This window comes from Micromonospora sp. WMMD1219, from assembly GCF_049315215.1.
GTDB lineage: Bacteria > Actinomycetota > Actinomycetes > Mycobacteriales > Micromonosporaceae > Micromonospora > Micromonospora tulbaghiae.
Genome location: NZ_CP186057.1, coordinates 4,724,487 through 4,750,873 on the forward strand (window position 1 = coordinate 4,724,487; position 26,387 = coordinate 4,750,873).

Genomic DNA, 26,387 nt, shown 5'->3' on the forward strand with positions numbered 1-26,387 from the left:
TGCTCAGAGCACCTGGGACAGGAAACGCCGCAGCCGCGGGTGCTCCGGTGCCTCGAACACCGCCTCCGGCGGCCCGGCCTCCAGCACCACGCCCGCGTCCATGAACGCCACCGTGTCGGCGACGCTGCGCGCGAACCCCATCTCGTGCGTCACCACGACCATGGTCATCCCGGCGGAGGCCAGGTCCGCCATCACCGCGAGCACACCCTTGACCAGCTCCGGGTCCAGCGCGCTCGTCGCCTCGTCGAACAGCATCACCTGCGGGCGCAGCGCGAGCGCCCGCGCGATGGCGACGCGCTGCTGCTGGCCGCCGGAGAGCTGCGCCGGCCGCGCGTCCGCCTTGCCGGCCAGGCCGACCAGGTCGAGCTGGGCGCGGGCCAGCGCCACCGCCTCGTCCTCGCTCAGCTTCTTCAGCTTGCGCAGCGCCAGGGTGATGTTGCGCAGCACGCTCAGGTGCGGGAACAGGTTGAACTGCTGGAACACCATGCCGATGCGCTGGCGCAGCGCGTCCGGGTCGTCGCGCAGCACGCTGCGCCCGTCCAGCAGCACGTCGCCCCGGTCCGGCTCGATCAGCCGGTTGACGGTGCGCAGCAGCGTCGACTTGCCGGACCCGGACGGGCCGATCACGCAGGCCGCCCGGCCCCGGGCCACGTCCAGGTCCGCGCCGCGCAGCACCCGGTGCGCGCCGAAGGCCAGGTGCACGTCGCGGACGGCCAGGCTGACCGAGGTCGTGGTGGTGGTCATCGCGGATCCTTTCCGGACGGAGTGAGGTCCGCCGGCTCGGCGTTGGGCTCGGGCTCGGGCGGCGCGACCGGCCGGCCCTGCCGCAGGCGCCGGTCCAGCCAGTTGACCGCGTGGGTCAGCGGCACGGTCAGCAACAGGTAGAACAAACCGGCCAGCAGCAGCGCGGACTGGTTGCCGGTGTTCGCCGCGTAGTCCTGCCCGATCCGGAACAACTCCCGCTGGCTGGCCAGCAGGCCGAGGAAGTAGACCAGGCTGGAGTCCTTGATCAGCGCGATGAGCTGGTTGACCCAGGCGGGCAGCACCCGGCGTACGCCCTGCGGGATGATCACCAGGCGCATCGCCTCGCCCCAGGAGAAGCCGAGCGCCCGCGCGCCCTCCAACTGGGCGGCCTCCACGCTCAGGATGCCGGCCCGGAAGATCTCACCCAGGTAGGCGGCGGCGATCAGCGACAGCGCCAGCACGCCCAGCGGATACGGGTTCGGGCCCCACACCTGCATGCCCAGCGGCGCCAGGCCGACGCCGATGAGCAGGATTGTCGCCGCGGCCGGCAGGCCGCGGAACACGTCGGTGTAGACCCGCGCCGGCCACCGCAACCATCGGGTACGCGAGATGCCGGCGACGGCCAGCAGCATGCCCAGCACCGAGCCGAGCAGGGCGGCGGAGACCGCCAGGGTGAGCGTGTTGGGCAGCCCGACGGTGAGCATCTCGGGCAGCGCCTCGCGCATCGAGTCCCAGTCGAAGAACGTCTCCCACAGCGTGCTCAGTGGATCCATGTCCGCTCCGTCCGCCCCGCTCGTGCTCGGTTACCGGTTCAGGAGGCGGCCGACGGCGACGGCACGGCCACCGACCCGCTGCCGGGCTTGAAGTCGGCCGGGATCGGCCGTCCCGGGTAGTACTCGGCCTGCAGACGGCTCCAGGTGCCGTCGGCGATCACCTCGTCCAGGCCCTTGTTCAGCGCCTCGCGCAGCTTGTCGTCGCCCTTGGCCACCGCGTACGCGGTCGGGGTGGGGCTGAGCTGCTTCGCCGCGACCTTGATCTTGCCGTTGCTGTCGGCGGCGGACTTGTCGCCGATCTCGGCCGGGGCGATCCAGGCGTCGGCCGTGCCGGCCTTGAGCTGGTTGATCGCGCTGTTGTAGTCCGGCACCCGCACCGGGTCGAGGTTCTGCTTGGTGGCGTAGTCGTCCTGCACGGTGCCCTGGACGACCACCACCCGCTTGCCGGCGAGCTGGTCGAAGCCGGTGATCGGGGAGCCCGCGGGCACGTCCAGGCCGAAGTAGCCGAAGTCGTAGCCGTTGCCGAAGTCCACAGTCTTCTTGCGGGCCTCGGTGATCGTGATCGAGGAGCTGCCCACGTCGAACTTGCCGCTGTTGACCTGGGCGAGCAGGCCGGAGAAGTCGGTGCCGACGAACTCCACCTTCAGGCCGATCTTGTCGGCCACGGCACGCAGCAGCTCGTTGTCGAAGCCGGTGAACTTCCCGTCCTTCAGGAAGACGTTCGGCGGGGCGTCGGTGAGCGTGCCGGCGCGGATCACGCCGGGCTGGAGCAGGCCGTACGGGTTGTCGGCCGCTGCGGTGTCGTCGTTGCCGCAGGCGGTGAGCGCGGTGACGGCGAGCAGGGCGGCCGCGCCGACGGCGGCGGCACGGGTCAGGACGGTACGGAAACGCACGATGTCTCTCCAGAGTGGATGGACGCGCGGCGCGCGTCGACGCCGGCCTGCCGGACGGACGGCCGGGCCGGAGAAGGGTGGATCGGGGAAAGGAGGGTGGCGTTCGCTCAGCGCGCGAGGCGACAGGCGTCGCTGCACACCCGCATCAGGTCGACGTGACGGCGCTTGACCAGCGCGAAGCGGGCCGGGTACGCGGCGACGTCGCCGGAAGGGGTGGAGGGTGGTGCGGACATCGGTCTCCCTGGTCTGTTGCTGACCTGGGTGCCAGGCCACGCTTGCACCGGCGGCTGCCGGTGCCTGGTCTTCACCCGGGGCACCCCACCGCGGAGGAGGGTTGCCGGCCAGCGAGCCGGGGCTTCGCGCTGGCGCTCATGACCTGCCCAGAAGGCTAGCAGCACCGCCGTGGCTGCCGTCCAGCCGTTATGACCACCCTCACGCGCGGCGCCTCACCGCCGGGCCGGGACGACCGGCGCGTCCCGGCCGGTGCCGTGCCGCGACGGGCTGCGCTGCTCGTGGTAGTCCTGCTCCACGTTGACGGTCCAGACGTCGTGCTCCGCGCCGTGCGCGATGTTCTCCGCGGTCAGCATCGCGGTGAGCATCGAGTGGTCGGCGTTGTTGTACCGGTGCATGCCGTTGCGGCCGACCGGGTGCACGTTCGGCACGTTCGCTGCCAGCCAGCCCCGGATCACGTCGACGTTGCGCTGGTACCGCTCGTCGTAGACCGGGTACGCCTTCGGCATCCGGACCACGTAGCCCGCCTCCACGCACCCGGGCTTGACCAGGCCCAGCCGCTCCAGCTCGGCGGTGGCGAACGCGACCAGCTCGGCGTCCGGCGTCCGCCACATCTCGTCGCCCTCGAACACGAAGTACTCCAGCCCCAGGCAGGTCCGCCCGTCCTTGACCAGGTTCGGCGACCACGAGCCGAAGTTCTGGATCCGGCCCACCCGGGCCGCCGGGTCGTGCACGTAGATCCAGTTGTCCGGGAACGAGAACTCCTCCGGCACCACGAGCGCCACGGTCAGGAAGTCCCGGTACCGCAGGTCGTCGGCGGCGGCCCGCACCTCGGGCGGCGCCTCCGGGCGCATCGCCCGCACCAGCGCGGAGATCGGCATCGAGGAGATCACGTGCGCGGCCGGCTCGGTGCGCTCCCCGCCGGCGTCGGCGACCGTCACGGCGGTCGCCCGCCGCGCGGCCGGATCCCGGTGCACCTCGCTCACCCAGGCGCCGGTACGCACCGTGCCGCCGCGCATGGCGACCTCCTCGGCGCAGCGCTCCCACATCATCCCCGGGCCGTGCTTCGGGTACTGGAACTCCTCGATCAGGCTGGTCACGTCCGTGCGGTTGCGCCGGGGCAGCAGTGCGTTGCGCATCGCCGTCGCCAGCGACAGGTTCTTGATCCGCTGGGCGGCCCAGTCGGCCTGCAACTGGTCCGCCGGCATCCCCCAGACCTTCTCCGTGTATGTCTTGAAGAAGATCGAGTAGAGCCGCCAGCCGAACCGCGCCGACACCCACCCCTCGAAGTGCGACTGGTCCTTCGGCGGGCGCAGCCGGGCCCGGCCGTACGAGCCGAGGCAGCGCGCCGCCTCCAGCAGCCCGAGGTTGCGCAGCGCGTTGCCGGCGTTGAGCGGGTAGTCGAACAGCGCGCCCCGGTAGTAGATCCGGCTCATCCGCGGCCGGAGCAGGAAGTCCTCGTCCGGCAGGATCTCGTGCCAGAAGTCCTCGACCCGGGCCACCTTCGTGAAGAAGCGGTGCCCCCCGATGTCGAACCGCCAGCCGTCGCGCTCCACGGTCCGGCTGATCCCGCCGACCACGTCGTCGGCCTCGTAGACCCGGACCGGCTCGCCGTGCCGCAGCAACTCGTAGGCGGCGGTCAACCCGGCCGGTCCCGCCCCGATGATCACGGTTCCGTCGCCGTCACCCATGCCGTCCGCGCCCCCCGCCGCCAACCTGCCGATGCGGCACCGCCCTTACCCGTCCTGCCGGCAACTTCACCTGCCGGCCCGCACCGATCCGCCGGCCGCTCAGCCCACTCACCGCCCCGCCCGCTCACCGCCCCGCCCGGCCCGGCCCCGTCGATCATGAAGTTGACGGTGTCTGGCGTCCGATTTGTCGCCGCCAACCTCATGATCGCCGTGGCCGTGGCCGTGGCCGTGGCCTGGGCGGGCCGGAGGGGTGGGTGTGGGCGGGGCCGGATGGGGAATGCGGGCCGGGTTTCCGGCCGGGCATGTCGGCCAGGGGCCGACCGGTGGGAGCGTGATGGCGGACGAGCGGCGGGCCGACGCCGGCGGCACGGCCGGGGCCGGCCGCGCGGGCGGCCCCCGCGACGTTGCGCGCTCCGGGCGTACCCGGTGGTGGGCGCGCGGGGCCCAGGTTGTCCGCCGGGTGCCCGAGCCCTGGGGATTCGTGTTCGCCGTCTTCGTCGGCTCGAAGCTCGTGCTCACCCTGGTCGGCGTGCTGGTGCTCACCGCCTGGGACGGGGTGCCGGGCGCACCGCCGGCCGACGAGACCGGCATGCGGGAGCAGCAGGACGCGATCTCGTCGCACCGCTGGATCTCGCTCTGGTTCGCCTGGGACTCGTTCCTCTACGACCACCTGGCCCGGCTGCCGCTGGACCGGCCCTGGACCGACTTCGGCTTCCCGCTGCTCTACCCGTTCCTGGCCCGGCCGATCGCGCCGCTGCTGGGCGGGCACACCGCCTGGGCGCTGCTGCTGATCAGCAACGTGGCGCTGGTGTTCCAGCTCTACTTCGCGTACCGGCTGGGGGGCCGGCTGCTCGGCGGCGCCGGACCGGACGACGGCCGGCGAGCGGTCCGGTACCTGATGCTCCTGCCGACGGCGTTCCTGTTCCAGGCGGCCCTCACCGAGTCGCTGTTCGTCTGCCTCGCGCTGGCCGCCTTCTGGTACGCCGAGCGGAACCGCTGGCTGCTCGTCGGCGTGATCGGCTACTTCCTGGCGATGAGCCGCTCGGTCGGCTTCCTCGTGGTGGTGCCGCTGGCGCTGGTGCTGCTGCGCGAGCACGGCTGGCGGGCCGGACCCCGGGCGTGGCCGCGCCTGCTGCGCCAGGGCTGGCCGCTGCTGCTTGTCCCGGCGGGCTGGCTCACGTTCATGGCGTTCTGCCGCTGGCAGAGCGGCGACTGGTTCGCCTACCAGCACGCCCAGGAGACCGGCTGGGGGATCCGGCTGCAGAACCCCCTGGGAGTGGCCGGTTCCGCGCTGTTCGGCGGCAACTCCGCCGACGCGCTGCGGGTTTGGATCGCCGTGGCGATGGTGGCGGTCGCGGCCGTCGGGCTGCGCCGCCGGGCCGACTGGCCGTACCTGGTCTACACGCTGGTCGTGGTGCTGGTGCCGCTGTCGATGGGGACGCCGGTGTACAAGAGCCTGCTGCGCTACCTGCTGGCCGCCTTCCCGGTCGCGTTCGTGCTGGCCCGCTGGGCGCGGCGGCCCGGCCTCGACGGCTGGCTCACCGCCGCGCTGGCGCTGCTCCAGGGCGCGTTGTTCGCGGTGTGGCTCACCTACTGGACCCACCTGATCATCTGACCGCCGCCGCGGTTGCTGTCGCCGCCGCAGTTGCCGCCGCCGTCGCGGTTGCTGTCGCCGTCGCCGTGGGCGCCGTCCGGCGGGACGGCCGGAAGGGCCGCAGAATGGGCTGATGACCGACCGGCGGGTGACCCTGGACGACCTCGGCGCCTGGTTGATCAAGGGCAACGCGGACGCGGTGGACCTGACGGCCCGCTTCGCCGCCGACCCGCGCGTGACCGGCTGGTGCGTCCGCCCCGGCTACCGGGTACGCCTGATGCGCCCCGGCCAGCCGGTGGTGTTCTGGGCCAGCGGCAGCCGCGGCCGGGCGCCGTACGGCGTCTGGGATGTGGGCCGGATCGCCGCCGCTCCCGAGCCGGGTGCGCCGGGCCGGCCGTGGACCGCGCCGCTGGACCTGACGATCCTGGACGAGCCGCTGCGGGTACGCCGCGACCTGCTGCGCGCCGACCCGCGGCTGGCCGGCGCGGAGGTGTTCCGGCAGCCGCAGGCGGCGAACCCGTCCTACCTGACCGTGGCCCAGTTCGAGGCGCTGCGCGGCCACCTGCCCGTCCGGCCGAGTTGCTGATCTCGATCCGGGGATCCGGACGGGTTCGGCTTCCCGGCCGCCGTGGGCGCGCAAGACTTCGCCAACGGAGGTGTCACTCATGGCCGGTTCTTCCCGCGTCGCCCGCAACGCGCCCGCGTCCCCGGTACGCCGGGCCGCCCAGGTGGTCGGCATCGTCTTCCTGGTGGTGGGCGTGCTGGGGTTCATCCCCGGCATCACCACGAACTACGACACGATGATGTTCGCCGGGCACGAGTCCCGGGCGAAGCTGCTGGGCCTGTTCCAGGTGTCGGTCCTGCACAACATCGTGCACCTGCTCTTCGGCGTCGCCGGGCTGGCGCTGTCCCGGACGGTCTCCGGCGCCCGCGCGTACCTGATCGGCGGCGGCGCCATCTACCTGGTGCTCTGGCTCTACGGCCTGGTGATCGACCACGACAGCGGCGCCAACTTCGTGCCGCTCAACGGCGCCGACAACTGGCTGCACCTGTTCCTCGGCGTCGGCATGATCGCCCTCGGGGTGGCGCTCACCCGCCGCCCGGGGCGGCGCGCCTGACCACCCGCCCAAGCGCCGCGCCTGACGACCCGCCCCGACGCGCCGTGCCTGACAGCCCGCCCGGCGCGCTCCGCGTACCGGCCCGCCGCCCGCTCGGGTGACGACGCGCACGTTCAGGCGGTTAGGGCGACGGCGAGTCGCCGGGCCTCGGCGACCAGCCGGCTGCCGCCGCCCCGGGCCACCACGTCGGCCAGGCCGGGAACCTCGATCCGGACGCCCGTCGCCGTCGCCGTCTCCGCCGCCAGCGCGAGCAGGTCCGGCGTGCCCCGGGGTGGCGTCGGGGCGGCCAGCAGCGGCGGCAACGCCGCGGCGAGCAGCCGCCACACGCTCAACCGGGCACCCGCCGCGACCGCGTCGCGCAGCGGGGTGACCGCCCGGGTCAGCGTCACCTGCCCGTCGGCCGCCAGCGCGCCGAGATGCCCGCCGGTCGCGGGCGCGTCCAGGTCACCGGCGGCGGCGAGGATCAGCACCGCGTCGAGCGCGGCCACCCGGTCCGCCTCGTGGCGGGCGCACAGCCCGTAGGCCAGCGCCAGATCGAGGGCCGGGCCGCCAGCGCCCGTGCACTCGGCCAGCACCGGCAGGACCGCGCCGTGCCCGAGGGTGTCCTCCTGCGCCGCGCCGGCCACCTCGGGCAGCACGTGGGCGGCGACCACGCCCCGGTGCCCGGGCAGGACGGCCGGCCAGACGTCGCCCCAGCCGTCGGTCCACCGGCCGATCGGCGTGGGCTTCAGGGTGAGCAGGCCGAGCCGGTCCTCGACGCCGTCCGGCGGGGTGAGCGCGACCAGCGTCCGCCCCTCGGGCAGCTGGTCGTAGCCCCAGTCGTACCCGGCCGACCGCGCCCGCCGGCCCACTGTCACCACCTGCTGGGCCGGGGTCGGTACGGCGTCGCCGCGCAGCCAGCGGGCCAGCTCGTCACCGGCCGGCGTGCGCAGCGCCGCGGCGCGTTCGGCCAGCGGCTCGTCCACGCCGGCCGGCAGGCGCAGCAGGGCCTGTGCGAGATCCCAGCGCCACGCCGGACGGTCACCCAGCGCGGCCAGCCGTTCGTAGAGCACCACCGGCTCGATCGCCCCGGTGACCGAGGTCGGCGCGGACAGCAGGCCCGGGTCGTCGCGTCCGTCCAGCCGCTGCCCGATCTCGGCCAGCCGGGTGCAGGCGAGCTGGACGGGCGCGGGTCGACGCGTGGCCGGAACCGGTGGGCCACCCCGCAACGGCAGCGGCGCGCGTGGGCGGGAATCGGCCAGCAGGGTGCTCCACTGGTCGCGGCGGGTCGCCGCCTCGGGCGCACCGCAGACGGCCAGCAGGAGACCGTGCATCTGCACCGACTGGTTGAACACCGCCCAGGGATGGTCGTACGCGCCGACCTGCTCGCGGCGTACCACCGGCAGCAGCGCCGCCGCGAGCCGCTCGCGGTCGGCGGTGCCGAGCCGGACCAGGCCGTCCATGACGCGTTCCGTCGTCAGCGCGGGCCAGCGCCGGCCGAGCGACGCCGCGATCTCCTCGACCAGTTCGTCCACCCCGGCGATCGGCGGCGGGGCGGCCGCTGCCGGCAGCGGCGGCGGCAGGTCGTCGCGAGCCTCGGCCACCGTGGCTACGGCAACCGGCCGGTGGCCGTGCCGCCGGGCCAGCGTCAGCGCGCGTTCGCGCAGGCCGGCGTCCGGGTGGTCGGCCGCCACGGCGAGCACCGCGCCGATCTCCGGGGCCTGGTCGGGGTGCTGCCGGGCCAGCCGGTCGAGCCACGACACCTGGGCCCGGACCAGCGCCTTCTCCGGCCGGGCCAGCACCGTCCGGGCGGCCTCCCACAGCGCCTCCGGCTCGGCGGCGTCACCGGCGTCCCGCAGCGTCCGCTGGGCGGTGCGGGCCACCGGCCCCGGGCCGTCGGCGAGCAGCCGCAGGTACGCGCTCGACCGGACCGCCACCTCGTCCGGGGTCGGCGCCAGCAGGTCGTGCAGGATCAGGAACGGGCGCAGCGCGCCCGGCCGGTCGCCCCGCAGCAGCCGGCCGAGGACGCCGTTGAGCAGCACCGCCCGGTCGAGCCGGCCCTCCGCGGCCAGCGCCGCCAGTGCCCGTGGCAGCGCCTCCGTGCCGGTGCCGTCGCCGCGGGCCAGCTCGGCACCCACGCCGTCCACCTCGAACAGGCGCGGCAGCAGCGGGTCCAGGAACGGGTCCGCGCGCAGCCGGTCCACTGTCGGCGGACGGTTTCCGCGCGGGCCGGGCGAACCCTGCGCGGTGGCCCAGCCACGCACGAAGTCGTCCCCGGTCGGCGGCGGCGCCTTCTCCGCCAGCAGGAGACCGGCGACGAACGGCCAGCCCGCGACCATCCGGTCCCGGGGCAGCCGGTCGGCCAGCTTGTGTGCCACGTCGGCCAGCCAGGTCACCCCGCGTTCCCGGGCGGTGTCGACCACCGGCGCCGCGTCGACGCCCGCCAGCCAGACCGAGCGGCGGCCGAGCAGCGCGGCCACCTTGGTCGGGGTGCTCAGCGTGCCCACCGCGGCCACCGCCAGCGTCGCCGCCTCGCCCCGCCACCACCAGTCGTCCCGCCTGCGACGGACGACGGCGACCAGTTCGTCGCCCAGCGCCCGCCGGGCCGGCTCGTCCAACCCGGCCAGCACCGACCGGACCTCGGACATCCGGCCGCGCACCGCCGCCTCGGCGAAGCCGGTCACGACAGTGCCCCCACCGGCGCCGCGACCATCGACACGGCCAGCGCGTGCCGGCACGGCCCCCGCTGCCCGCGGTGCCGCGCCCACCAGCGGCAGGAACAGGAGTACGCGCCGTCCGGGTGCCGTCGTACCCGGTAGGTCTCGGCGTCGGTGCGTACCGTCGCGTTCTCGCCGTCGCGCTCGACCGCGCCGCGCTCGACGAGCGCACGCGCGCCGACCAGCCGGGGGTTGTCCCGCTCCGCGCGGCCCGCGTCGTAGGGCATCACCCGGTGGAAGTACGCCCCGTCCGCCACGTCGTACCCGACCCGGCCGGCGGTGCCCAGCTGGGCGAGCGCGGCACGCACCCGCTCGTCGGGCAGCGCGGCGGCGTCGGCCAGCGCGGCCACGTCGATCGTCGGATCCCAGTTGAGCAGCGCGCCGACCAGCTCCGCGTCGTCGACCACGTCGTCGCCCGCCAGCGCCGCCAGGGCCGCGCCCTCACCGGAGAAGCCGCGGTACGGCTCGGGGGACAGCGTCAGCGACAGCCGCAACGCCCCGGTGTCCAGCTCCCACGTGCTCGGCACGGCGGGGGAGCCGGCCCGCACCGCCGGACCGTACGCCCGCAGGGTGCGCGCGTGCCGCAGCACGCCGCGCAGCGCCGCGAGCCGGCCCGCGCCGGCCAGGCAGACCGCGCCCGGCGCCGGGCGGGAGGTCAGCCGCAGCGTCCGCCCGGCGGGCACCGCCCACAGCACGCTCCGGTCGCCGGCGGCCGGCAGCCTCCGCAGGAACGCCGCCGCCTCCGCCGCCGCGATCTCGGCGCGCGGCTCGAAGCCGGCGGTGAGCACGTGCACCTCGGCGAAGCCGCGCAGCCAGCGGCCGGGCAGCGGCACCTTCCGCTCGACCACCGCGCCGTCCATGGTGGATACGGTCAGGTCGTCCGGGCCGACCGCCACGTGCAGCGGCTCGATGCCGCCCACCCGAGCCAGCGCCTCGCGCAGCGGCGGGTTCACGTCCACGTTCGTGGTGCCGTGGCCGCTGATCTCGCCGTCGAGCCCGGCCGGCAGGACGTCCATCCGCGCGTACACCCCGCAGCAGCCGGAGAACGACTCGAACCGCAGGCGACCGCGGCTGCCGGTGACCACCGGGTCCAGGCTGGCCGGGCTGACCGGCTGGTGGTAGCGGGTGCGGGCCACCTCGGCGACGGCGAGCAGGCCGGCCGCCGCCGCGGCCGGGGCGGTGAGGAACCCGGCGAAGAAGCGCGGGTTGGCCGCCGGGCCGCCGCAGGTCTGCAGGTCGAGACCGGCGGCGCGCAGCGTGGACGGCTGAAGATATCGGTACGTCTGGACGGCGTTCACGGCGCAGACCGTAGAGGGACCGACCGACAAAACCGCGACGGTCCTGCTAGCTTCCTCGGATGTTCGCCCACGCCCTCACCGACGACGCCGAGCTGCGTCCACTGTCGCCCTGGCACGCCGACGAGTTCCTGGCCAACCTCGACCGCTGCCGCGACCACATCGCACCCTGGGTCGGCGCATCCTTCGTCGCCACCGACGCCGAGTCGGCCCGCAAGGTCCTCCAGGCGTACGCCGACCGGTGGGCCCGCGACGACGGCGGCATCTGGGGCATCTGGCAGCGCGGCACGCTCGTCGGCGGCGTGCTGTTCGTGTCGCTGAGCACCGACCGCGGGGTGTGCGAGGCCGGCTGCTGGCTGGAACCCGGCGCCGAGGGGCAGGGCCTGGTCACCCGCGCCGCCCGCTTCGTCATCGACTGGGCGGTGCGGGAGCGCGGAATCCACCGCGTCGAGTGGGTCACGAAGGCCGGCAACGAGCGCAGCGTCGCGGTCGCGCGGCGGCTCGGCATGAGCCGCGACGGCGTCATGCGCGGAGCCGCACCGACGCCCGACGGCCGCGCCGACCTGGAGGTCTGGTCCGTGCTGGCACCCGAGTGGACCGCCTGACCGCCGAATTTGTCGTACCCGGACGTGAACATGTGTCCATGGCTGTCCCCGCACTGGCCGACCGGTCCCCCCAGCCGCGCGCCCTGCCGCTGCGCGAGGTCCGCACCCGGCTCACCCAGCTCGTCTCCCTGGCCGAGCTGACCGACACCGTCACGCTCGTCACCCGCGACGGCGATCCCCGGCCGGTGGCCGCGATCGTGCCCGCGTCCGCCGCCCGCACCGGCGCCCAGGCGCGCGCCGACGCCGAACGCGTCGCCGCGATCAGCGCCGGCTGGGCCCGCCGCCTGGAGGAGCTGCACCGGCAGTCCAGCCGGCGGCACGCCGCCGAGCTGCGGGCGCTGGCCGACGCGCTCGCCGAGGCGTGGGCCGAACTCGACCGCCGCGCCCCGGCCGGCGACGCGGCGCTGACCCGGCTGCGCGCCGCGCACGCCGATCTGCTGCGCCGCTGACCAGTGGCGTCCCGGCGGGTGTACGCGGGACGCCACGGGCGTGCGGTCAGCTCCGGCCGCGCTCGGCCCGGTAGCGGCGGATCAGCTCGGCGGTCGAGGTGTCCACGTCGGCCAGGTCCGGGTCCGGCCCGGTGAGCTTCGGCGCGAGCTGGTTGGCCATCACCTTGCCCAGTTCCACGCCCCACTGGTCGAAGGCGTTGATGTCCCAGATCGCGGCCTCGGTGAACACGATGTGCTCGTAGAGCGCGATCAGCTGGCCCAGCGTCGCCGGGGTGAGCTTCGGCGCCAGGATCGACGTGGTCGGGTGGTTGCCCGCCATCACCCGGTGCGGCACCACCTCGGGCGCGGTGCCCTCGGCCTCCACCTGCTCCCGGGTCCGCCCGAACGCCAGCGCGGCGGTCTGGGCGAAGAAGTTCGACATGAACAGGTCGTGCATGTCGCCCAGGTCGTGGTTGGGCCGGCTGAACGCGATGAAGTCCGCCGGGACCAGCCGGGTGCCCTGGTGGATGAGCTGGTAGAACGCGTGCTGACCGTTGGTGCCCGGCTCGCCCCAGAAGATCTCCCCGGTCGGGTACGTCACGGGCGAGCCGTCGAGGCGTACCGACTTGCCGTTGCTCTCCATGGTGAGCTGCTGGAGGTAGGCGGGGAACCGGTGCAGGTACTGCGAGTAGGGCAGCACCGCGTGGGTCTCCGCGCCGAGGAAGTCGGTGTACCAGACGTTGAGCAGGCCGAGCAGCGCCGGCACGTTGCGCTCCACCGGCGCGGACCGGAAGTGCTCGTCGACAGCGTGGTAGCCGGCCAGCATCTCGCGGAAGCGGTCCGGCCCGATCGCCAGCATGACCGACAGGCCGACCGCCGACGGCAGCGAGTAGCGTCCGCCCACCCAGTCCCAGAAGCCGAACATGTTCTCCGGGTCGATGCCGAAGTCCCGGACCCGCTGCTCGTTGGTGCTGACGGCGACGAAGTGCCGGGCGACCGCGTCGTCGTCCGCGTCCAGCCCGGCGAGCAGCCAGCGGCGCGCCTGGTCGGCGTTGGCGAGCGTCTCCTGGGTGGAGAACGTCTTGGACACCACCACGAACAGCGTGCTCGCCGGGTCCAGGTCGGCGGTCTTGTCGTGGATGTCGGTCGGGTCGATGTTCGACACGAACCGGCAGCTGATGCCCGCGTCCCGGTACGCCTTCAGCGCCTCGTACGCCATCACCGGCCCGAGGTCGGAGCCGCCGATGCCGATGTTGACCACTGTGGTGATCCGCTCGCCGGTGTGGCCCCGCCACGAGCCGGAACGCACCCGCTGCGCGAACGCCGTCATGCGGTCCAGCACGGCGTGCACGTCGGCGACCACGTCCTGGCCGTCCACGGTGAGCGACGCGTCCGGGGGCAGGCGCAGCGCGGTGTGCAGCACCGCCCGGTCCTCGGTGGTGTTGATGTGCCGTCCGGCGAACATGGCCGCGATCCGGTCGGCCAGCCCGACCCGCTCGGCGAGCGCGCCGAGCAGCGCGATCGTCTCGTCGGTGACCAGGTTCTTGCTGTAGTCCACGTGCAGGTCGGCGACCTCACCGGTGAGCCGCTCACCCCGCTGCCCGTCGGCGGCGAACAGGTCGCGCAGGTGCGTGGCGCGCATCGCCTCGGCGTGCTTGCGCAGCGCCTGCCATTCGTCGGTGGTGGTGACGTCCACAGCCATCGGGTCGATCTTCTCCTTCACGACGGGCGGTCGGCCGGCCTGCGCCGGCGAACCCCACAAGCCTGCCACCCGGACCGGTCGCGCGCGACGCGACCCGGCGGCGATCACCGTGCGGGCGGGTGTTTCCGGCCACCGCTGCGGGACACGCCGTTGGGACAGCTGTACGACACGCCGGTCACGGAATGACAGCATTTGATAGCGGACCGTAGTATCCAGCGTTGCTGTCCGAACGCGTCGAGGAGGTGCCATGGCCGGGGTGATCCGTCCTCGTCGGGCGTCCGACCCGGAGGAGCCGGCCGGGGAGACGACCCTGCCCGAGCTCGTCGATCCGCACTGGATGCACCGGGCCACCGAACTGGCCCACACCGGCTTCTGGTCGGTGGCGCGCCGGTTGCCCGCGCTGATCCGCGAGGCGATCAGCCTCGCCTGGGCGACCAGCCGCCGGGACACCGCCGCCTCGCTGGGCCTCAACGTCGCCGCCGGTGTCCTCACCACGCTGGGCCTGCTCGCCACCACCGGAGTGCTCCACCAGCTGTTCGCGGCAGGTCCGACACCGGACCGGATCCGGGCGGCGCTGCCCGCCCTGGCGCTGGCGGCTGCCGCCGTCGCCGGGCGCGGCGCGCTGACCATCGCCGCCGGATGGGCGCAGGCCCGGCTCGTCCCGCAGATCAACTTCACGGTGGAGCGGCGGCTGTTCGAGACGACGTCCGCTGTGGAACTGGCGGCCTTCGACGACGCCGGCTTCGCCGAGGAGATGGACCGCGCCCGCGACCGTGGACTGGCCGAGGCGGGCTCCCTGGTCAACGACACGGTCAACCTCGTCACCGGCGTGGTCGGCGTGATCGCCACGGCTACCGCCGTGACGATCATCCACCCGCTGCTGCTGCCCTGCCTGGTCGTCGCCGCCGCGCCGGAGGCGGTGACGGCGGTGCGGATGGCCCGCCGCCAGCACGTCGACTGGCTCGCCCGCATCACCCGGCGGCGACGCAAGTGGATGCTGGGCGACCTGATGGCCAACCGGCACACCGCGGCCGAGATCCGCGCCTACCAGATGCGCGACTTCCTGCTCTCGGAATACCACCTCATGACGCGCCTGGAGACCCGCGCCGAGCTGCGCCTCGCCCGGGCGCAGACGGTCACCCGGGCGATCGGCCTGTCCATCACGGGCATCGCCACGTTCGGGCTCTACGTGGTGCTGGGTGCGTTGCTCGTCGGGGGCGTGGTGGCGCTCGCGGCGGCGGCCACCGCGCTGCTCGCGCTCCAGTCCGCGCGTACGAGCCTGCGCACCGCGATCTTCGCCACCAACTCGCTCTACGAGGACGCCCTCTACTACCAGGACTACCGCGACTTCCTCGACCGGGCGACCAGGCGGATCCCGGCCGGCGGGCACCTGCCGGTCGACGGGTTCACGCGCATCGACGTCGACCGGGTCAGCCTGCGCTACCCGGACACCGACAGCGCGGCTGTCGACGAGGTCAGCCTCACGTTCCGGCGCGGTGAGGTGATCGCGCTGGTGGGAGAGAACGGCTCCGGCAAGACCACGCTCGCCAAGCTGATCGCGGGCCTCTACCGGCCCACCGGCGGCACGATCCGGTGGGACGGCGTGGACGCCGCCGAACTGGACCCACGCCAGACCGCCGCCCAGGTGGCGGTGATGAGCCAGGACTGGTGGAGGTTCCCGTTCACCGCCCGGCAGAACATCCGCGTCGGCCGCCACGACCGCGCCGGCGCGCAGGGCCCCAGCGTGGAGACCGCCGCCCGCGACGCCGCCGCCCACGACATGATCAGCGAGCTGCCGTTCGGGTACGACACGCTGCTGGACCGGCAGTTCAAGGACGGGCAGGACCTGTCCGGCGGGCAGTGGCAGCGGCTGGTGGCCGCACGCGGCCTCTACCGCGACGCCCGGCTGCTGATCTGCGACGAGCCGTCCGCCGCGCTGGACGCCCGTGCCGAGCACGCCCTCTTCCAGCACCTGCGGCGGCACCCGGACCGGGCCGTCGTCCTGATCACCCACCGGCTCGCGAACGTCCGGCACGCCGACCGGATCTTCGTGATGGACCACGGCCGGCTCGTGCAGTCCGGCGACCACGACACGCTGATGGCGCAGGGCGGGCTCTACCGCGAGCTGTTCGAGCTGCAGGCGGCCGGCTACCTCGCCGGCAGCGCCGAGTCCGCCGACGGTTGACCTCCAGCGCACTCGAACTCCTACCGTGACCGGACCGCGCGCCAACCGGCCGGCGCGGTGCAACCCAGGGAGTTCACATGCGCTATCGCGTCCTCGGCGGCACCGGCATCGAGGTCAGCGTCCACTGCCTCGGCACCATGATGTTCGGCGCGGTCGGCAACCCCGACCACGACGACTGCGCCCGGATCGTCCACGCGGCACTCGACCGCGGAGTCAATTTCGTGGACACCGCCGACATGTACTCGGCCGGCGAGTCGGAGGAGATCGTCGGCAAGGCCCTGCGCGGCCGGCGCGACGACGTGGTGCTCGCCACGAAGGTCCACTTCCCGATGGGGGAGGGGCCCAACCGGGGCGGCAACTCGCGGCGCTGGATCATCCGGGAGGTCGAGGACAGCCTGCGCCGGCTGGGCACCGACTGGATCGACCTCTACCAGGTGCACCGCCCGGACCACACCACCGACGTCGAGGAGACACTCGGCGTGCTCACCGACCTGGTCCGGGCCGGGAAGATCCGCGCGTTCGGCTGCTCGACCTTCCCGGCCGAGGAGATCGTGGAGGCGCACCACGTCGCCGAACGGCGGGCGCTCGGCCGGTTCCGCACCGAGCAGCCGCCGTACTCGATCCTGGCCCGCGGCATCGAGACGTCGGTGCTGCCGGTGTGCCGCCGCTACCGGATGGGCGTGCTGGTGTGGAGCCCGCTGGCCTCCGGGTTCCTGTCCGGCCGCTACCGGCAGGGGAAGCCCGTCGACCTCGGCGCCGGCCGCCCGGCACTCACCCCGGCTCGGTTCGACCCGACGCTGCCGGGCAACGCCGCGAAGTACGCCGCCGTGGAGGAACTGGTCGCGCTCGCCGGCGAGGTGGGCTGCACGCTGCCGCAGCTCGCCGTGGCGTTCACCGCCGCGCATCCGGCTGTCACCTCGACCATCATCGGACCGCGCACCATGGACCAGCTGGACGCGCTGCTGGCCGGCGCGGAGCTGACGCTCGACGACGCGGTGCTGGACCGCATCGACGAGATCGTCCCGCCCGGCACGAACCTCTACCAGCCCGACGGCGCCTGGTCCCCGCCCACCCTGACCGACCCGTCCCACCGCCGCCGCCCCCTCCCCGAGCGAGCCGCCGCCTGACCCACGCCCTTCCCGCCCGCCCGCCCGGTCCCGCCCGCTCACCCGCCCTTCGGCACGTCCCGCCTCCGTCCCGACCCTCGGCTCCCCGGCTCGTCGATCATGGGCTTCCTGCCCCGGCAAAGAGCGCGAACCGGGCATCCGAGGGGCCGAAACCGCAAGATCGACGGGGCGGGGCGGGGCGGGGCGGGGCGGGGGGCGACGCGGGAGCGGCGGGGGAGGTGGGGCCGGAGGGCCAGGGGTGAGGGGGAGGGCGGGCAGGGGAACTGCGTCGACAGGGGACGGCTGCGGAATCACACTGGGCGGGTGGAACACCGGGATCTCGTTCGGGTGAGCAAGCGGCTGTCGCTGGCGTTGCGGCACCGGCCCGACGCGTTCGGACTGCGACTCGACCGGGCCGGGTGGGTGCCGGTCGCCGACGTGCTCGCCGGGCTGCGGATCAGCCGCGCCCAGCTGGACGCCGTGGTCGCTGGCAACGACAAGCAGCGCTTCGCGGTCGAGGCAGGCCCGGACGGGGGCGACCGGATCCGCGCCAACCAGGGGCACTCCGTTCCGGTCGACCTCGGCCTGACTCCGGCCGCGCCGCCGCCCCGGCTGTTCCACGGCACCGCCGAGGCCGTGCTGGACGCGATCCGGGCGCAGGGGCTGCGCCGGGGCGGGCGGCACCACGTACACCTGTCGCCGGATGTGGCGACAGCCCGGCGCGTCGGTGCGCGCCGGGGCGGCGCGGTGGTGGTGCTGACCGTGGACGCGGCGGCGATGGCCGAGGCCGGGTACCTGTTCTACCGCTCGGCGAACGGGGTGTGGCTCACCGACACCGTGCCGCCGCCCTACCTCGGCACCACCTGAGCGGCGGTCAGCAGGCGGTCACGGGGTGGGCCACCACGGCGTCGAAGAGGTACGCGAGGTCGTTCGGCGCGGCCCGGTCGGGCTGGACCGCGCCGGTGCAGTCCGTGGCGCGGGCACGCAGGACGTGCCGTCCGGCGGCCTCAGGGCGCCAGCGGGCGGTCCAGCGCTGCCAGGCCCCGCCACGGTCGGCGGCGACCAGGTCGGCGGGGCGCCACCCGTCGCCGGTGTCCACCTCGACGTGCTCGATCGGGCCGTTGCCGGACCAGGAGCGGCCGGTCAGCAGCATCTCCTCCCCGGCCGGCACCCGGGCGTCCCAGGGCAGCTCGAACGCGCTGCGTACCGGCTGAGCGGTGAGCATCGTGCCGTCGGCCGGGTGGCCGGGACCGAACATCCGGTAGAACTGCGTGTTCCACGGCGAGAACAGAGGGCTGGTGGAGACCTCGATCGCGCCCACCCACTTGATCGAGGAGATGCCGACCCAGCCGGGCACCACGACGCGCACCGGGAAGCCGTGGTCGGGGGGCAGCGGCTCGCCGTTCATCTCGTACGCCAGCAGCACGTCGTCGAGCGCCTTGGCGACGGGCATCGGGCGGCGTACCCGGCCGAGGTTGACCCCGCCGCTGACGTAGTCCGGGTCGAGGCCCTCGGGCATCACGTCGACCGCCTCGTCGCGCAGCCCGGCCAGGCGCAGCACCGTGCCGAGCCGCACGCCCCGCCAGCGGGCTACGCCGACGCTGCCCAGTCCCCACGCCACGCCCGGGGCGGGCTCGTCCTGCTGCTCGGCGAAGTAGCGCCGTCCGTTTCCGGCGCACTCCAGCAGCGCCGCGTGCTCCTCGGCGGGCAGCCGGCGCAGCTCGTCGAGGTCGAACTCGACCGGGTTCTCGCGGGTGGGCGCGCCGCGCAGGCCGTCGCCGAACAGGCGCAGTCGCCAGATGGCCGCGTCCAGGTGCGGGGTGACCGTGTGGTTGCGGACGAAGAAGCGGTCGGTCGGGACCACGTACCCCTGGCCGGCCATCGACGGCCAGCGCATCTCGGCGTTGGTGTCCAGCGGGCGCAGCAGCTCCGGCGGCAGCGGCTTGACGATCGGCGCGCCGGGGTCGACGCCGACCGGCGCGGACGCCACCGCGACCGGCTCGCGCTCCGCGGCGGCGGCGGTCACCGCGGCCATCGCCGCGCCCACCTCCAGCAGCCGGTCGCGGTCGACGCCCGGCCCGTGCGCCTGCCCGGCGAGCCACTGCCGGCTCCGGTCGGCGTCGTGGACGGCTTCGGCTGAGGACGGGGACTGACTCACGACTGACCTCCAGGGTGGGCGACGCTGCCTTTCCTATTCAATCAGTAGGACTTTTCGTCGATCCGTCGCAGGTGGCGGGCGACGACTCACGCCGCGCCGAGCAGTGTCACCACCCCGGCCGCCACGAGCACACCGGCCCAGAGCCGGTCGACGTTGAACCAGGCGCGGCGCAGCACACCGACGCCGAGCACCTCGTACACCAGCAGGGCCACGGCCAGCGCGACGGCGAGCATGGCGGCGGTGTGCACGGTGGCGGCAAGCAGGCCGGTCAGGGCGCCGGCCGGCGCGGCGGCGAGGTGCCCGGCGTGCGGGCCGGCGTCGGCCGCCGGTTCGGCGAGCAGCACCGGCAGCAGCATCAGGCCCGCGCCGTGCGCCGCCGACATCAGGAACGACCAGGCGGTGAGCTGCGCCGCCGACAGCCGCATCCCGGCCCACCGGAAGTGCCGGTCGGACAGCAGCCGCCACAGCCCGAACCCGACCAGCAGCACCCCGCCGGCCACCGCGACCGCCGTGCTCGTCGTCACCGACCGGGTGGCGCTCACCAGGGCGGCGACCACCGCCACCGAGGCCAGGTGACCGGCGGCGATGGGCGGCAGGGCCGCCAGCAGCGCGGCCCGGCGGCGCTCCTGGAGGCCCCGGGCCACCGCGAACAGCCAGCCCATCGCCGGGTTCAGGCCGTGGAACGCGCCGAGGCCGGCCAGCGCCGCCCAGGTCGCGCCGGTCACGGGAAGCAGTACGAGTCGGACGAGGCGTCGCCGCCCTGCAACCGGGTCTGGTGCACGCGCAGGCCGCGGAACTCCTCCCCGCGCGGGAAGAACCGCGGGTCCGGCACCAGGCCCCCGTGCTCCGGGTCGACGTCGAGCTTCGCCACCCAGGCACCCACCCCGTCGGGGTAGAACTGGTCGTCCCAGGCGCCGTAGAGCGAGTTGCTCACGTAGACGCGGCGGCCGTCCCGGCTGATCTCCACCATCTGCGGCCCGCCGGCCAGCGGCTCGTCCGGGAACGCCGGGTGCGGGGTGCGGTTGACGATGCCGCCCAGGCGCACCGAGCCGACGCGTACCGGGTGGAACGGGTCGCTGACGTCGTAGCGGATCAGTTCGCCGGTGCCCCAGCAGGAGACGTGCAGGAACCGGTCGTCCACCGACAGGTCGATGTCGGTGACCAGCGGCGGGACCGCCCCGAACGGCTTGAGCAGGTCCGGCAGGTCGGCCGGGTCGGCCGGCTCGGCCGGGATGTCGATCACCTTGGTCACCGCCCAGGCGTCGCCGTCGCGGTGCCACAGCCAGATCGAGGCGGACAGGTCCTCGACGCTGATCACCACGCCGACGAAGCCGTACGACTTCGTCGGGTCGTGCGCGGGGCGCAACTCCAGCGGCATCTGGTACTGGTCGCCGAGGTCGACGCGCTGCACGTGCCGGCGCTTCGCCAGGTCCCAGAAGTGGATGGCGTGCCCGTACCCGCGGCCCAGCAGCAGCTCACCGACGATGCCGTCCTCGATCATCGACGGCGTGCCCCACTCGCTGGTGACCAGCACGTCCTGCGTGTAGTGCCACCAGAAGTCGTACGCCAGGAACTGCGGCCCCCGGTCGGCCTCCCACGCGCCGCGTACCTCGAACGTGGTGTGGTCGAGCACGGCGATGCCGCCCGGCCCCTCCTGCCCGTCCGCGCCGCCGAGCGCGGAGACGTAGATGCCGTCCGGCCCGCAGTGCACGGTGTGCGGACGGGAGTACCCGGCGCGCTTGCCGAGTTCCTCCGGCCCGATCACCTTGACCAGTTCGGGGGCGCGCGGGTCGGTCTTGGTGTCCAGAACGTGGATCCGGGACGAGCGCAGGCCCGGCACGATCAGGTAGCGGCGCTCCACGTGCGGGTGCGGCGCGGTCGGGCAGAGCGCGCTGCTGCACGCGTTCCAGCCGAAGTGGTGCAGTTCGTCGCCGGTGTTCGGCAGCTCCGTCCAGCCCACCACCCGGCCGTACGAGCCGGAGTCCGGGTCGGTGTCGAGCACCGCGATGGCGTCGGGGCGCTGCCCGGCGCGGTCGAACGCGGCGACGTAGGCGAGTTTCTCGGCCGGCGCGGTCGCGGCGAGTGCGGGGGAGGGGTAGAAGGTCGGGTCGGGTGTCCAGCGGGTCATCGGGTCTCCCTCGCGGTCAGCCGGCGGGTACGCCGAGGCGGTCGAGCAGGTGGCGGCGCAGCGCGCCGAGGGCCGGGTCGTCGGGGCTCGGGGACGGGCCGAGGCGTACCGGCACCTCCTCGGCGATGACGCCGTCGTCGAGGAGCAGGACGCGGTCGGCGAGCAGCAGCGCCTCCTCCACGTCGTGGGTGACCAGCAGCGCGGCGAAGCCGTGCTGGGCGCGCAGCCGCCGCAGCAGCCCCTGCATGCGCAGCCGGGTCAGCGCGTCGAGTGCGCCGAACGGCTCGTCGAGCAGCAGCAGGTCCGGTTCGCGGACCAGCGCGCGGGCCACCGCGACCCGCTGCGCCTGCCCGCCGGACAGCTCCGCCGGCCAGGCCCGGCCCCGGTCGGCGAGCCCGACCTCGGCCAGCGCGCGGCCGACCCGCCCGCCCACGTCCGGCCCGGTCAGGCCGAGCGCCACGTTGTCGGCCACCCGCTTCCACGGCAGCAGCCGGTGTTCCTGGAACACCACGGCGGCGGTGCCGTGCACCGCGTGCTCGCCGCCCGCGTCGCCGTCGAGCCCGGCGAGCACGCGCAGCAGCGTGCTCTTGCCGGAGCCGCTGCCGCCGAGCAGCGCCACCGTCTGGCCGGCGGCGATGGTCAGGTCCACCCCGGCCAGCACCACGGCCGGGCCGAAGGACCGGGTCACCGCCCGTGCGGTGAGCACCGGCCCGGTCAGGTCGCGCGCAGTCCGCGTCGCCACGCCAGCGTCCTCCTCTCCGCGTACCGGATGAGCAGGTCGGAGGCGAGCCCCAGCAGCGCGTAGATGAGCAGGCCGAGCACCACCACGTCGGTCTGGCTGAACTCGCGCGCCTCCATCATCAGGAACCCGACGCCGGTCTGCGCGTTCACCTGCTCACCGACGACCAGGCTGAGCCAGGCCGCGCCGATGGCCAGCCGCAGCCCGAGGAACAGCGCCGGCAGCGCGCCGGGCAGCACCACGTGCCGCAGCCGGGCCGCCGCGCCGAGGCCGCAGGTGCGCGCCGCCTCCACCAGCCGCTCGTCGATGTCGCGGATGCCGGCGTACGTGTTGAAGTAGATCGGGAAGAACGCGCCGAGCGCGACCAGCGTGACCTTCAGCGACTCGCCGATGCCCACCCAGATGATCAGCAGCGGGACCAGGCCCAGGTGCGGCAGCATCCGGGCCATCTGCACCGGCGGGTCGACCAGATCGTCGCCGAGGCGCAGCAGCCCGGCCGCCGCGCCGAGCACCAGCGCCAGGCCGCCGCCGATGAGCAGGCCGAGCGCGGCGCGGGTGAGCGAGTCGAGCAGGTGCACGCCGAGCGTCCCGTCGCTCGCCAGCCGCCACCCGGTCGCGAGCACCGCGCTGGGCGCGGGCAGCTTCTCGGGGGCGAGCAGCCCGGTCCGCGCGGCGACCTCCCAGCCGAGCGCCAGCACGACCGGGCTCACCGCACGCCGCCACCGCCGCGAGACGCGGGCCCGCGACCGCCGCGGCGTCGCCCGATCGGGTACGACCGGAGCGGTCGCCTCGGCCAGCGCCGGACCGCTCACTGGAACGCCTCGTTGAACCGGCCGTCCACCCGACCGGCGATGTCGACCGGTCCGGGCACCAGCTTCAGCTCCACGAAGCTGTCCGCGATGGCCTGCAACTCCGCGCCGATCTCCGGGGTGACCGGGGCGAGCGGCTTGGCGCTTCGGGCCAGCGCCCGGGTGGTCACGTCGAGCGGGATCTTCAGCTCCGGGGCGAGGATGGCGGCCCGCTCGCTCGGGTGGGCGATGCCCCAGTCGGTGGTCTGCCGGTACGTGTTCAGGAACGCCTGCACGTCAGCGGTGCGGTTCTTCACCGCGTCCGGCGCGGCCAGCACGTACTCGCGGTTGCCGGCCAGGCCGGTGGCGTCGGCGAGCACCCGGACGCCCGGCTGTTCGGCCAGCGCGAAGTAGGGGTCCCAGATGATCCACGCGTCGACCTGCCCGTTGTCGAACGCGGGCCGTCCCTCGGCGGGCTTGAGGTACTTCACCTTGATGTCGGAGAGCGTCATCTTGTTCGCCTCCAGCAGCTTCACCAGCAGCCAGTGCACGTTGGAGCCCTTGTTCAGCGCGACGGTGCGCCCGCGTAGGTCGGCGAATCCACGATACGGGCTGTCCGCCTTGACCAGCACCGCCTCGCCCTGCGGGATCGGCTGAGAGGTGCCGACCACGGAGAACGGGATCTTCCCGGCGGCGGCGAACACCGGCGGCGCCTCGCCGACCTGGCCGATGTCGATCGAGCCGGCCTTCAGCGCCTCGGTCAGGGCCGGTCCGCTCTCGAACAGCGACCAGGTGACGTTCTTCGCGTCGCCGCGCGCCTTGACCAGGCTGAGCCCGCCGAAGCGCTGGTAGCCGATCCGCAGCGGGCCGTCGCCGCCGCCGCTGGCGTCGGCCGCCTCGCCGCCGCAGGCCGTCAACGCCGTCGCGGCGAGCAGCGCGAGGGTGGTGAGCAGCGCGGCCAGCGGCCGGCGGCGGGATCTGGGGGTACGCATGACGACTCCTCGGGGAGGGGAAGGGCCCGGCGTCGGCGGGCGACAGCAACCTACCAACCCGATAGGTTTTATGGGTAGGGTGTCGGCGTGGTCGTCCCACCCCTCAGGAGGCGGCCCGCCCGACCGCGCACCGGAGGTACACCATGTCGCTCACCTTCCACTGGTTCCTGCCGACCTACGGCGACAGCCGGGACATCGTGGGCGGCGGTCACGGCGTACCGGTCGGCACGGCCGGTGGCGCGCGACCGGCCAGTGTGGCGTACCTGGGGCAGATCGCCCGCACCGCCGAACAGCTCGGCTTCGCCGGGGCGCTCACCCCGACCGGCGCGTGGTGCGAGGACGCCTGGCTGACCACCGCGATGCTCACCGAGGTGACCGAGCGGCTGAAGTTCCTCGTCGCGTTCCGGCCCGGCCTGCTCTCACCCACCCTCGCCGCGCAGATGGCGTCCACGTTCCAGCGCCTGTCCGGCGGGCGGCTGCTGCTCAACGTGGTCACCGGCGGCGAGTCCGCCGAGCAGCGCGCATACGGCGACTTCCTGGACAAGGACGCCCGCTACGCGCGTACCGACGAGTTCCTGCACGTGGTGCGGGCGCTGTGGCGCGGCGAGACGGTCGACCACGACGGCGCCCACCTGCGGGTCGAGGGCGCCCGGCTCGGCCGGGTGCCCGACCCGGTGCCGCCGGTCTACTTCGGCGGGTCCTCCGGCGCGGCCGGGCCGGTGGCGGTCCGGCACAGCGACGTCTACCTGACCTGGGGCGAGCCGCCCGCGCAGGTGGCCGGCAAGCTGGACTGGATCCGCGGGCTCGCCGCCGAGGCCGGTCGCGAGCTGCGGTACGGCATCCGGCTGCACGTGATCAGCCGGGACACCGCCGAGGAGGCGTGGGCCCAGGCGCGCAAGCTGCTCGACGGCATCCCCGAGGCCGACGTGCGCGCGGTGCAGGAAGGGCTGCGGCGCAGCGAGTCCGAGGGGCAGCGGCGGATGCTCGACCTGCACGGCGGCTCCCGCGACGGGCTGGAGGTCTCGCCGAACCTGTGGGCCGGATTCGGCCTGGTACGCGGCGGCGCGGGCACCGCGCTGGTCGGCAGCCACACCGAGGTCGCCGACCGGATCGCCGAGTACCACGCGCTCGGCCTGGACGAGTTCATCCTCTCGGGCCACCCGCACCTGGAGGAGGCTTACTGGTTCGGCGAGGGCGTGCTGCCGATCCTGCGGCGGCGCGGGCTGTGGCGGCACCCGGCCGGTGAGCCGGAGATCGAGGCGCCGGCCGCCGTGCCGTTCTCGCCCCAGCCCGTCCCGGCGGGCGGCTGACCGCGCCGCGCCCGCTTCCGGTCAGAGCGGGCGTTGGCCGGCGAGGAAGTCGGCCAGCACCCGGGTGTGCGTGGAGAAGGCCAGCTCGACCGGATCGGTGAGCACCAGCCACTCGGTGGCCTCCTCGGTCGGCGCCGACGGCGGTAGGTCACCCACCGGCCGTTCGGGCAGCACGCCGAAGACCATCATGGTGCCGCCCGCCGGGGCGCCGTGCACCGCGAACAGCCGCGCCTCGCCCGCCTCGGCCAGCAGCCCGGTCTCCTCGCGCAGCTCGCGGACGAGCGCGTCGGACCACTCCTCGCCGTACTCGACGAAGCCGCCCGGCAGCGCGAGCTGCCCACGCGCCGGTTCGATGTCGCGGCGCACCACCACCACGCCGAGTCCTTCCGGCGTGCGGACCGGCAGCACCGCCACCGCCACCGGCAGCGGATTGCGCCACACCGTCTCGCCGCAGGAGGAACAGACACGCGGCCACCCGGCGCCCGCCGGGTAGGCCGCGCCGCAGAACGAGCAGTGCGAGTACGCGGTCACGACGCAGCACGTTACCCGCACCCCCGGCCCCGGATCAGGCGTCACCCCCTCCGGCCGGCGAGCGTGGCGCGCGCCTCCATCAGGGCGAACCCGAGCAGGTTGTCGCCCCGCCACGTCGCCGGGTCGGCGGCGCGCGGGTCGTCGGCGGTCAGGCCGATGCCCCAGACCCGGTCGGTCGGGCTGGCCTCGACGAGCACCCGGTCGCCGGTGCCGAGCAGGAACCGCCGCAGCGGCTCGTGCTGGGCGAACTTGGCGACGCTGCCGGCCACCACGATCTCGTGGCGGGCGGCCGTCCAGGTCGCCTCGTCGAAGTCGCGGACCTGCCGCCCGAGCGCCTTGGCCCGGTGCGGATGCCCGGCGGCCAGCACGCGCTCGGCGATCGCGTGATCACCGAAGAGGGTGGCCTTGTGCCACATCATCCAGTGCTCGGCCGTCGCGAACTCGCGCCCGTCCACTGTGAACGCCGCCGGCCACCACTGGCTCAGGCAGCTCGCGCCGATGCTGCCGTCAGGCCGTGGCCGGTGCCCCCAGAAGTGCAGGTATTTGAACGTCTCGCCGGTGCCGAGCGCGGCGGTCAGGTCGGCGACGGAACGGATCGGCATGCCCGCAGTCTGCCCCACCCCACCGACATCCCACCCCCGCACTTTCGCAATGGCGCACCGACATCACCGTCCACCACG

25 protein-coding genes and 1 riboswitch are annotated in these 26,387 nt (G+C 74.4%); of the genes, 9 read left to right on the forward strand and 16 right to left on the reverse strand.

Features of this window, described 5'->3' with window-relative positions; genetic code table 11:
- Positions 1-3 precede the first annotated feature (3 nt).
- From ACN27C_RS21980 to ACN27C_RS22000, 5 genes are all read right to left on the reverse strand, one after another.
- On the reverse strand, positions 4-744 hold the full coding sequence (locus tag ACN27C_RS21980) for an amino acid ABC transporter ATP-binding protein (protein ID WP_422747806.1): 741 nt from the start codon (positions 742-744) through the stop codon (positions 4-6).
- On the reverse strand, positions 741-1,517 hold the full coding sequence (locus ACN27C_RS21985) for an amino acid ABC transporter permease (protein WP_422747808.1): 777 nt from the start codon (positions 1,515-1,517) through the stop codon (positions 741-743). Before ACN27C_RS21985 ends, ACN27C_RS21980 begins: the two co-directional genes overlap by 4 nt.
- Before the next feature lie 38 nt (positions 1,518-1,555).
- Positions 1,556-2,410, reverse strand: a complete 855-nt coding sequence (locus ACN27C_RS21990; RefSeq protein ID WP_121682949.1) for an ABC transporter substrate-binding protein — start codon at positions 2,408-2,410, stop codon at positions 1,556-1,558.
- 107 nt (positions 2,411-2,517) lie between these two features.
- Positions 2,518-2,643, reverse strand: a complete 126-nt coding sequence (locus ACN27C_RS21995; RefSeq protein ID WP_013286752.1) for a hypothetical protein — start codon at positions 2,641-2,643, stop codon at positions 2,518-2,520.
- Positions 2,644-2,676: 33 nt separating this feature from the next.
- A riboswitch (SAM riboswitch) is annotated at positions 2,677-2,787 on the reverse strand.
- A gap of 69 nt (positions 2,788-2,856) precedes the next feature.
- Positions 2,857-4,332 carry an NAD(P)/FAD-dependent oxidoreductase gene (locus ACN27C_RS22000; protein ID WP_422747811.1) on the reverse strand — a complete coding sequence of 492 codons (1,476 nt, stop codon included), beginning with the start codon at positions 4,330-4,332 and terminating at the stop codon, positions 2,857-2,859.
- 334 nt (positions 4,333-4,666) lie between these two features.
- On the opposite strand from ACN27C_RS22000, the gene ACN27C_RS22005 reads away from it, so the two are divergent.
- The 3 genes from ACN27C_RS22005 to ACN27C_RS22015 all read left to right on the forward strand — a co-directional run bounded on the left by ACN27C_RS22005 (position 4,667) and on the right by ACN27C_RS22015 (position 7,044).
- Positions 4,667-5,947, forward strand: coding sequence for a hypothetical protein (locus ACN27C_RS22005; RefSeq protein ID WP_422747813.1), 1,281 nt, complete (start codon positions 4,667-4,669; stop codon positions 5,945-5,947).
- 112 nt (positions 5,948-6,059) lie between these two features.
- Positions 6,060-6,512, forward strand: coding sequence for a hypothetical protein (locus ACN27C_RS22010; protein ID WP_422747815.1), 453 nt, complete (start codon positions 6,060-6,062; stop codon positions 6,510-6,512).
- A gap of 79 nt (positions 6,513-6,591) precedes the next feature.
- Positions 6,592-7,044, forward strand: coding sequence for a DUF4383 domain-containing protein (locus ACN27C_RS22015; protein WP_120569541.1), 453 nt, complete (start codon positions 6,592-6,594; stop codon positions 7,042-7,044).
- Between the two features lie 113 nt (positions 7,045-7,157).
- Here ACN27C_RS22015 and ACN27C_RS22020 read toward each other — a convergent pair whose 3' ends face one another.
- Together ACN27C_RS22020 and ACN27C_RS22025 are read right to left on the reverse strand one after the other, a co-directional pair.
- Entirely contained in the window at positions 7,158-9,707 is a 2,550-nt protein-coding gene (locus tag ACN27C_RS22020) for a hypothetical protein (protein ID WP_422747817.1), read from the reverse strand.
- Positions 9,704-11,038 carry an SWIM zinc finger family protein gene (locus ACN27C_RS22025; protein WP_358194193.1) on the reverse strand — a complete coding sequence of 445 codons (1,335 nt, stop codon included), beginning with the start codon at positions 11,036-11,038 and terminating at the stop codon, positions 9,704-9,706. Before ACN27C_RS22025 ends, ACN27C_RS22020 begins: the two co-directional genes overlap by 4 nt.
- A gap of 59 nt (positions 11,039-11,097) precedes the next feature.
- On the opposite strand from ACN27C_RS22025, the gene ACN27C_RS22030 reads away from it, so the two are divergent.
- Both ACN27C_RS22030 and ACN27C_RS22035 read left to right on the forward strand, forming a co-directional pair.
- Positions 11,098-11,640, forward strand: coding sequence for a GNAT family N-acetyltransferase (locus tag ACN27C_RS22030; RefSeq protein ID WP_121686266.1), 543 nt, complete (start codon positions 11,098-11,100; stop codon positions 11,638-11,640).
- 38 nt (positions 11,641-11,678) lie between these two features.
- Entirely contained in the window at positions 11,679-12,089 is a 411-nt protein-coding gene (locus ACN27C_RS22035; protein ID WP_120569545.1) for a type II toxin-antitoxin system Phd/YefM family antitoxin, read from the forward strand.
- 46 nt (positions 12,090-12,135) lie between these two features.
- Here ACN27C_RS22035 and pgi read toward each other — a convergent pair whose 3' ends face one another.
- Positions 12,136-13,770, reverse strand: coding sequence for a glucose-6-phosphate isomerase (gene pgi / locus ACN27C_RS22040; RefSeq protein ID WP_120573747.1), 1,635 nt, complete (start codon positions 13,768-13,770; stop codon positions 12,136-12,138).
- 247 nt (positions 13,771-14,017) lie between these two features.
- Between pgi and ACN27C_RS22045 the strand changes: the two genes are divergently transcribed.
- The 3 genes from ACN27C_RS22045 (at position 14,018) to ACN27C_RS22055 (ending at position 17,928) form a co-directional block, all read left to right on the forward strand.
- Positions 14,018-15,955: an ABC transporter ATP-binding protein gene (locus tag ACN27C_RS22045; RefSeq protein ID WP_422747821.1), complete on the forward strand. Its 1,938-nt coding sequence runs from the start codon at positions 14,018-14,020 to the stop codon at positions 15,953-15,955.
- A 77-nt stretch (positions 15,956-16,032) separates the two neighbouring features.
- The gene (locus ACN27C_RS22050; protein ID WP_422747823.1) at positions 16,033-17,082 is read left to right on the forward strand and encodes an aldo/keto reductase; all 1,050 of its coding nucleotides are present in this window, start codon (positions 16,033-16,035) and stop codon (positions 17,080-17,082) included.
- A gap of 303 nt (positions 17,083-17,385) precedes the next feature.
- On the forward strand, positions 17,386-17,928 hold the full coding sequence (locus ACN27C_RS22055; protein WP_358171697.1) for an RNA 2'-phosphotransferase: 543 nt from the start codon (positions 17,386-17,388) through the stop codon (positions 17,926-17,928).
- A gap of 7 nt (positions 17,929-17,935) precedes the next feature.
- On the opposite strand, the gene ACN27C_RS22060 is transcribed toward ACN27C_RS22055, so the two are convergent.
- The 6 genes from ACN27C_RS22060 to ACN27C_RS22085 form a co-directional block, all read right to left on the reverse strand.
- Positions 17,936-19,219 (reverse strand): sulfite oxidase, encoded by a 1,284-nt coding sequence (locus tag ACN27C_RS22060; RefSeq protein ID WP_422747825.1) that lies wholly within the window; start codon positions 19,217-19,219, stop codon positions 17,936-17,938.
- A gap of 86 nt (positions 19,220-19,305) precedes the next feature.
- On the reverse strand, positions 19,306-19,944 hold the full coding sequence (locus ACN27C_RS22065; protein ID WP_422747827.1) for a hypothetical protein: 639 nt from the start codon (positions 19,942-19,944) through the stop codon (positions 19,306-19,308).
- Positions 19,941-21,347, reverse strand: coding sequence for a selenium-binding family protein (locus ACN27C_RS22070; RefSeq protein WP_358171701.1), 1,407 nt, complete (start codon positions 21,345-21,347; stop codon positions 19,941-19,943). The genes ACN27C_RS22065 and ACN27C_RS22070 overlap by 4 nt, the downstream gene beginning before the upstream one ends.
- 16 nt (positions 21,348-21,363) lie before the next feature.
- Positions 21,364-22,089 carry an ABC transporter ATP-binding protein gene (locus tag ACN27C_RS22075; protein WP_071094656.1) on the reverse strand — a complete coding sequence of 242 codons (726 nt, stop codon included), beginning with the start codon at positions 22,087-22,089 and terminating at the stop codon, positions 21,364-21,366.
- A complete protein-coding gene (locus ACN27C_RS22080; protein ID WP_071094658.1) occupies positions 22,062-22,898 on the reverse strand; it encodes an ABC transporter permease in 837 nt (278 codons plus the stop codon). The genes ACN27C_RS22075 and ACN27C_RS22080 overlap by 28 nt, the downstream gene beginning before the upstream one ends.
- The gene (locus ACN27C_RS22085) at positions 22,895-23,866 is read right to left on the reverse strand and encodes a sulfonate ABC transporter substrate-binding protein (RefSeq protein ID WP_121686582.1); all 972 of its coding nucleotides are present in this window, start codon (positions 23,864-23,866) and stop codon (positions 22,895-22,897) included. The genes ACN27C_RS22080 and ACN27C_RS22085 overlap by 4 nt, the downstream gene beginning before the upstream one ends.
- A 143-nt stretch (positions 23,867-24,009) precedes the next feature.
- Between ACN27C_RS22085 and ACN27C_RS22090 the strand changes: the two genes are divergently transcribed.
- Positions 24,010-25,176, forward strand: a complete 1,167-nt coding sequence (locus tag ACN27C_RS22090) for an LLM class flavin-dependent oxidoreductase (protein ID WP_350815804.1) — start codon at positions 24,010-24,012, stop codon at positions 25,174-25,176.
- A gap of 21 nt (positions 25,177-25,197) precedes the next feature.
- On the opposite strand, the gene ACN27C_RS22095 is transcribed toward ACN27C_RS22090, so the two are convergent.
- Positions 25,198-25,707 (reverse strand): NUDIX domain-containing protein, encoded by a 510-nt coding sequence (locus ACN27C_RS22095; RefSeq protein ID WP_350815805.1) that lies wholly within the window; start codon positions 25,705-25,707, stop codon positions 25,198-25,200.
- A gap of 41 nt (positions 25,708-25,748) precedes the next feature.
- Positions 25,749-26,309 (reverse strand): NADAR family protein, encoded by a 561-nt coding sequence (locus ACN27C_RS22100; RefSeq protein WP_422747831.1) that lies wholly within the window; start codon positions 26,307-26,309, stop codon positions 25,749-25,751.
- Positions 26,310-26,387: the final 78 nt, after the last annotated feature.

Coding starts and splice junctions, on each gene's coding strand:
- ACN27C_RS21980 (WP_422747806.1), bottom strand. CDS start 744: ATGACCACCACCACGACCTCGGTCAGCCTGGCCGTCCGCGACGTGCAC.
- ACN27C_RS21985 (WP_422747808.1), bottom strand. CDS start 1,517: ATGGATCCACTGAGCACGCTGTGGGAGACGTTCTTCGACTGGGACTCG.
- ACN27C_RS21995 (WP_013286752.1), bottom strand. CDS start 2,643: ATGTCCGCACCACCCTCCACCCCTTCCGGCGACGTCGCCGCGTACCCG.
- ACN27C_RS22000 (WP_422747811.1), bottom strand. CDS start 4,332: ATGGGTGACGGCGACGGAACCGTGATCATCGGGGCGGGACCGGCCGGG.
- ACN27C_RS22005 (WP_422747813.1), top strand. CDS start 4,667: ATGGCGGACGAGCGGCGGGCCGACGCCGGCGGCACGGCCGGGGCCGGC.
- ACN27C_RS22010 (WP_422747815.1), top strand. CDS start 6,060: ATGACCGACCGGCGGGTGACCCTGGACGACCTCGGCGCCTGGTTGATC.
- ACN27C_RS22015 (WP_120569541.1), top strand. CDS start 6,592: ATGGCCGGTTCTTCCCGCGTCGCCCGCAACGCGCCCGCGTCCCCGGTA.
- ACN27C_RS22030 (WP_121686266.1), top strand. CDS start 11,098: ATGTTCGCCCACGCCCTCACCGACGACGCCGAGCTGCGTCCACTGTCG.
- ACN27C_RS22035 (WP_120569545.1), top strand. CDS start 11,679: ATGGCTGTCCCCGCACTGGCCGACCGGTCCCCCCAGCCGCGCGCCCTG.
- pgi (WP_120573747.1), bottom strand. CDS start 13,770: ATGGCTGTGGACGTCACCACCACCGACGAATGGCAGGCGCTGCGCAAG.
- ACN27C_RS22045 (WP_422747821.1), top strand. CDS start 14,018: ATGGCCGGGGTGATCCGTCCTCGTCGGGCGTCCGACCCGGAGGAGCCG.
- ACN27C_RS22050 (WP_422747823.1), top strand. CDS start 16,033: ATGCGCTATCGCGTCCTCGGCGGCACCGGCATCGAGGTCAGCGTCCAC.
- ACN27C_RS22070 (WP_358171701.1), bottom strand. CDS start 21,347: ATGACCCGCTGGACACCCGACCCGACCTTCTACCCCTCCCCCGCACTC.
- ACN27C_RS22085 (WP_121686582.1), bottom strand. CDS start 23,866: ATGCGTACCCCCAGATCCCGCCGCCGGCCGCTGGCCGCGCTGCTCACC.
- ACN27C_RS22090 (WP_350815804.1), top strand. CDS start 24,010: ATGTCGCTCACCTTCCACTGGTTCCTGCCGACCTACGGCGACAGCCGG.
- ACN27C_RS22100 (WP_422747831.1), bottom strand. CDS start 26,309: ATGCCGATCCGTTCCGTCGCCGACCTGACCGCCGCGCTCGGCACCGGC.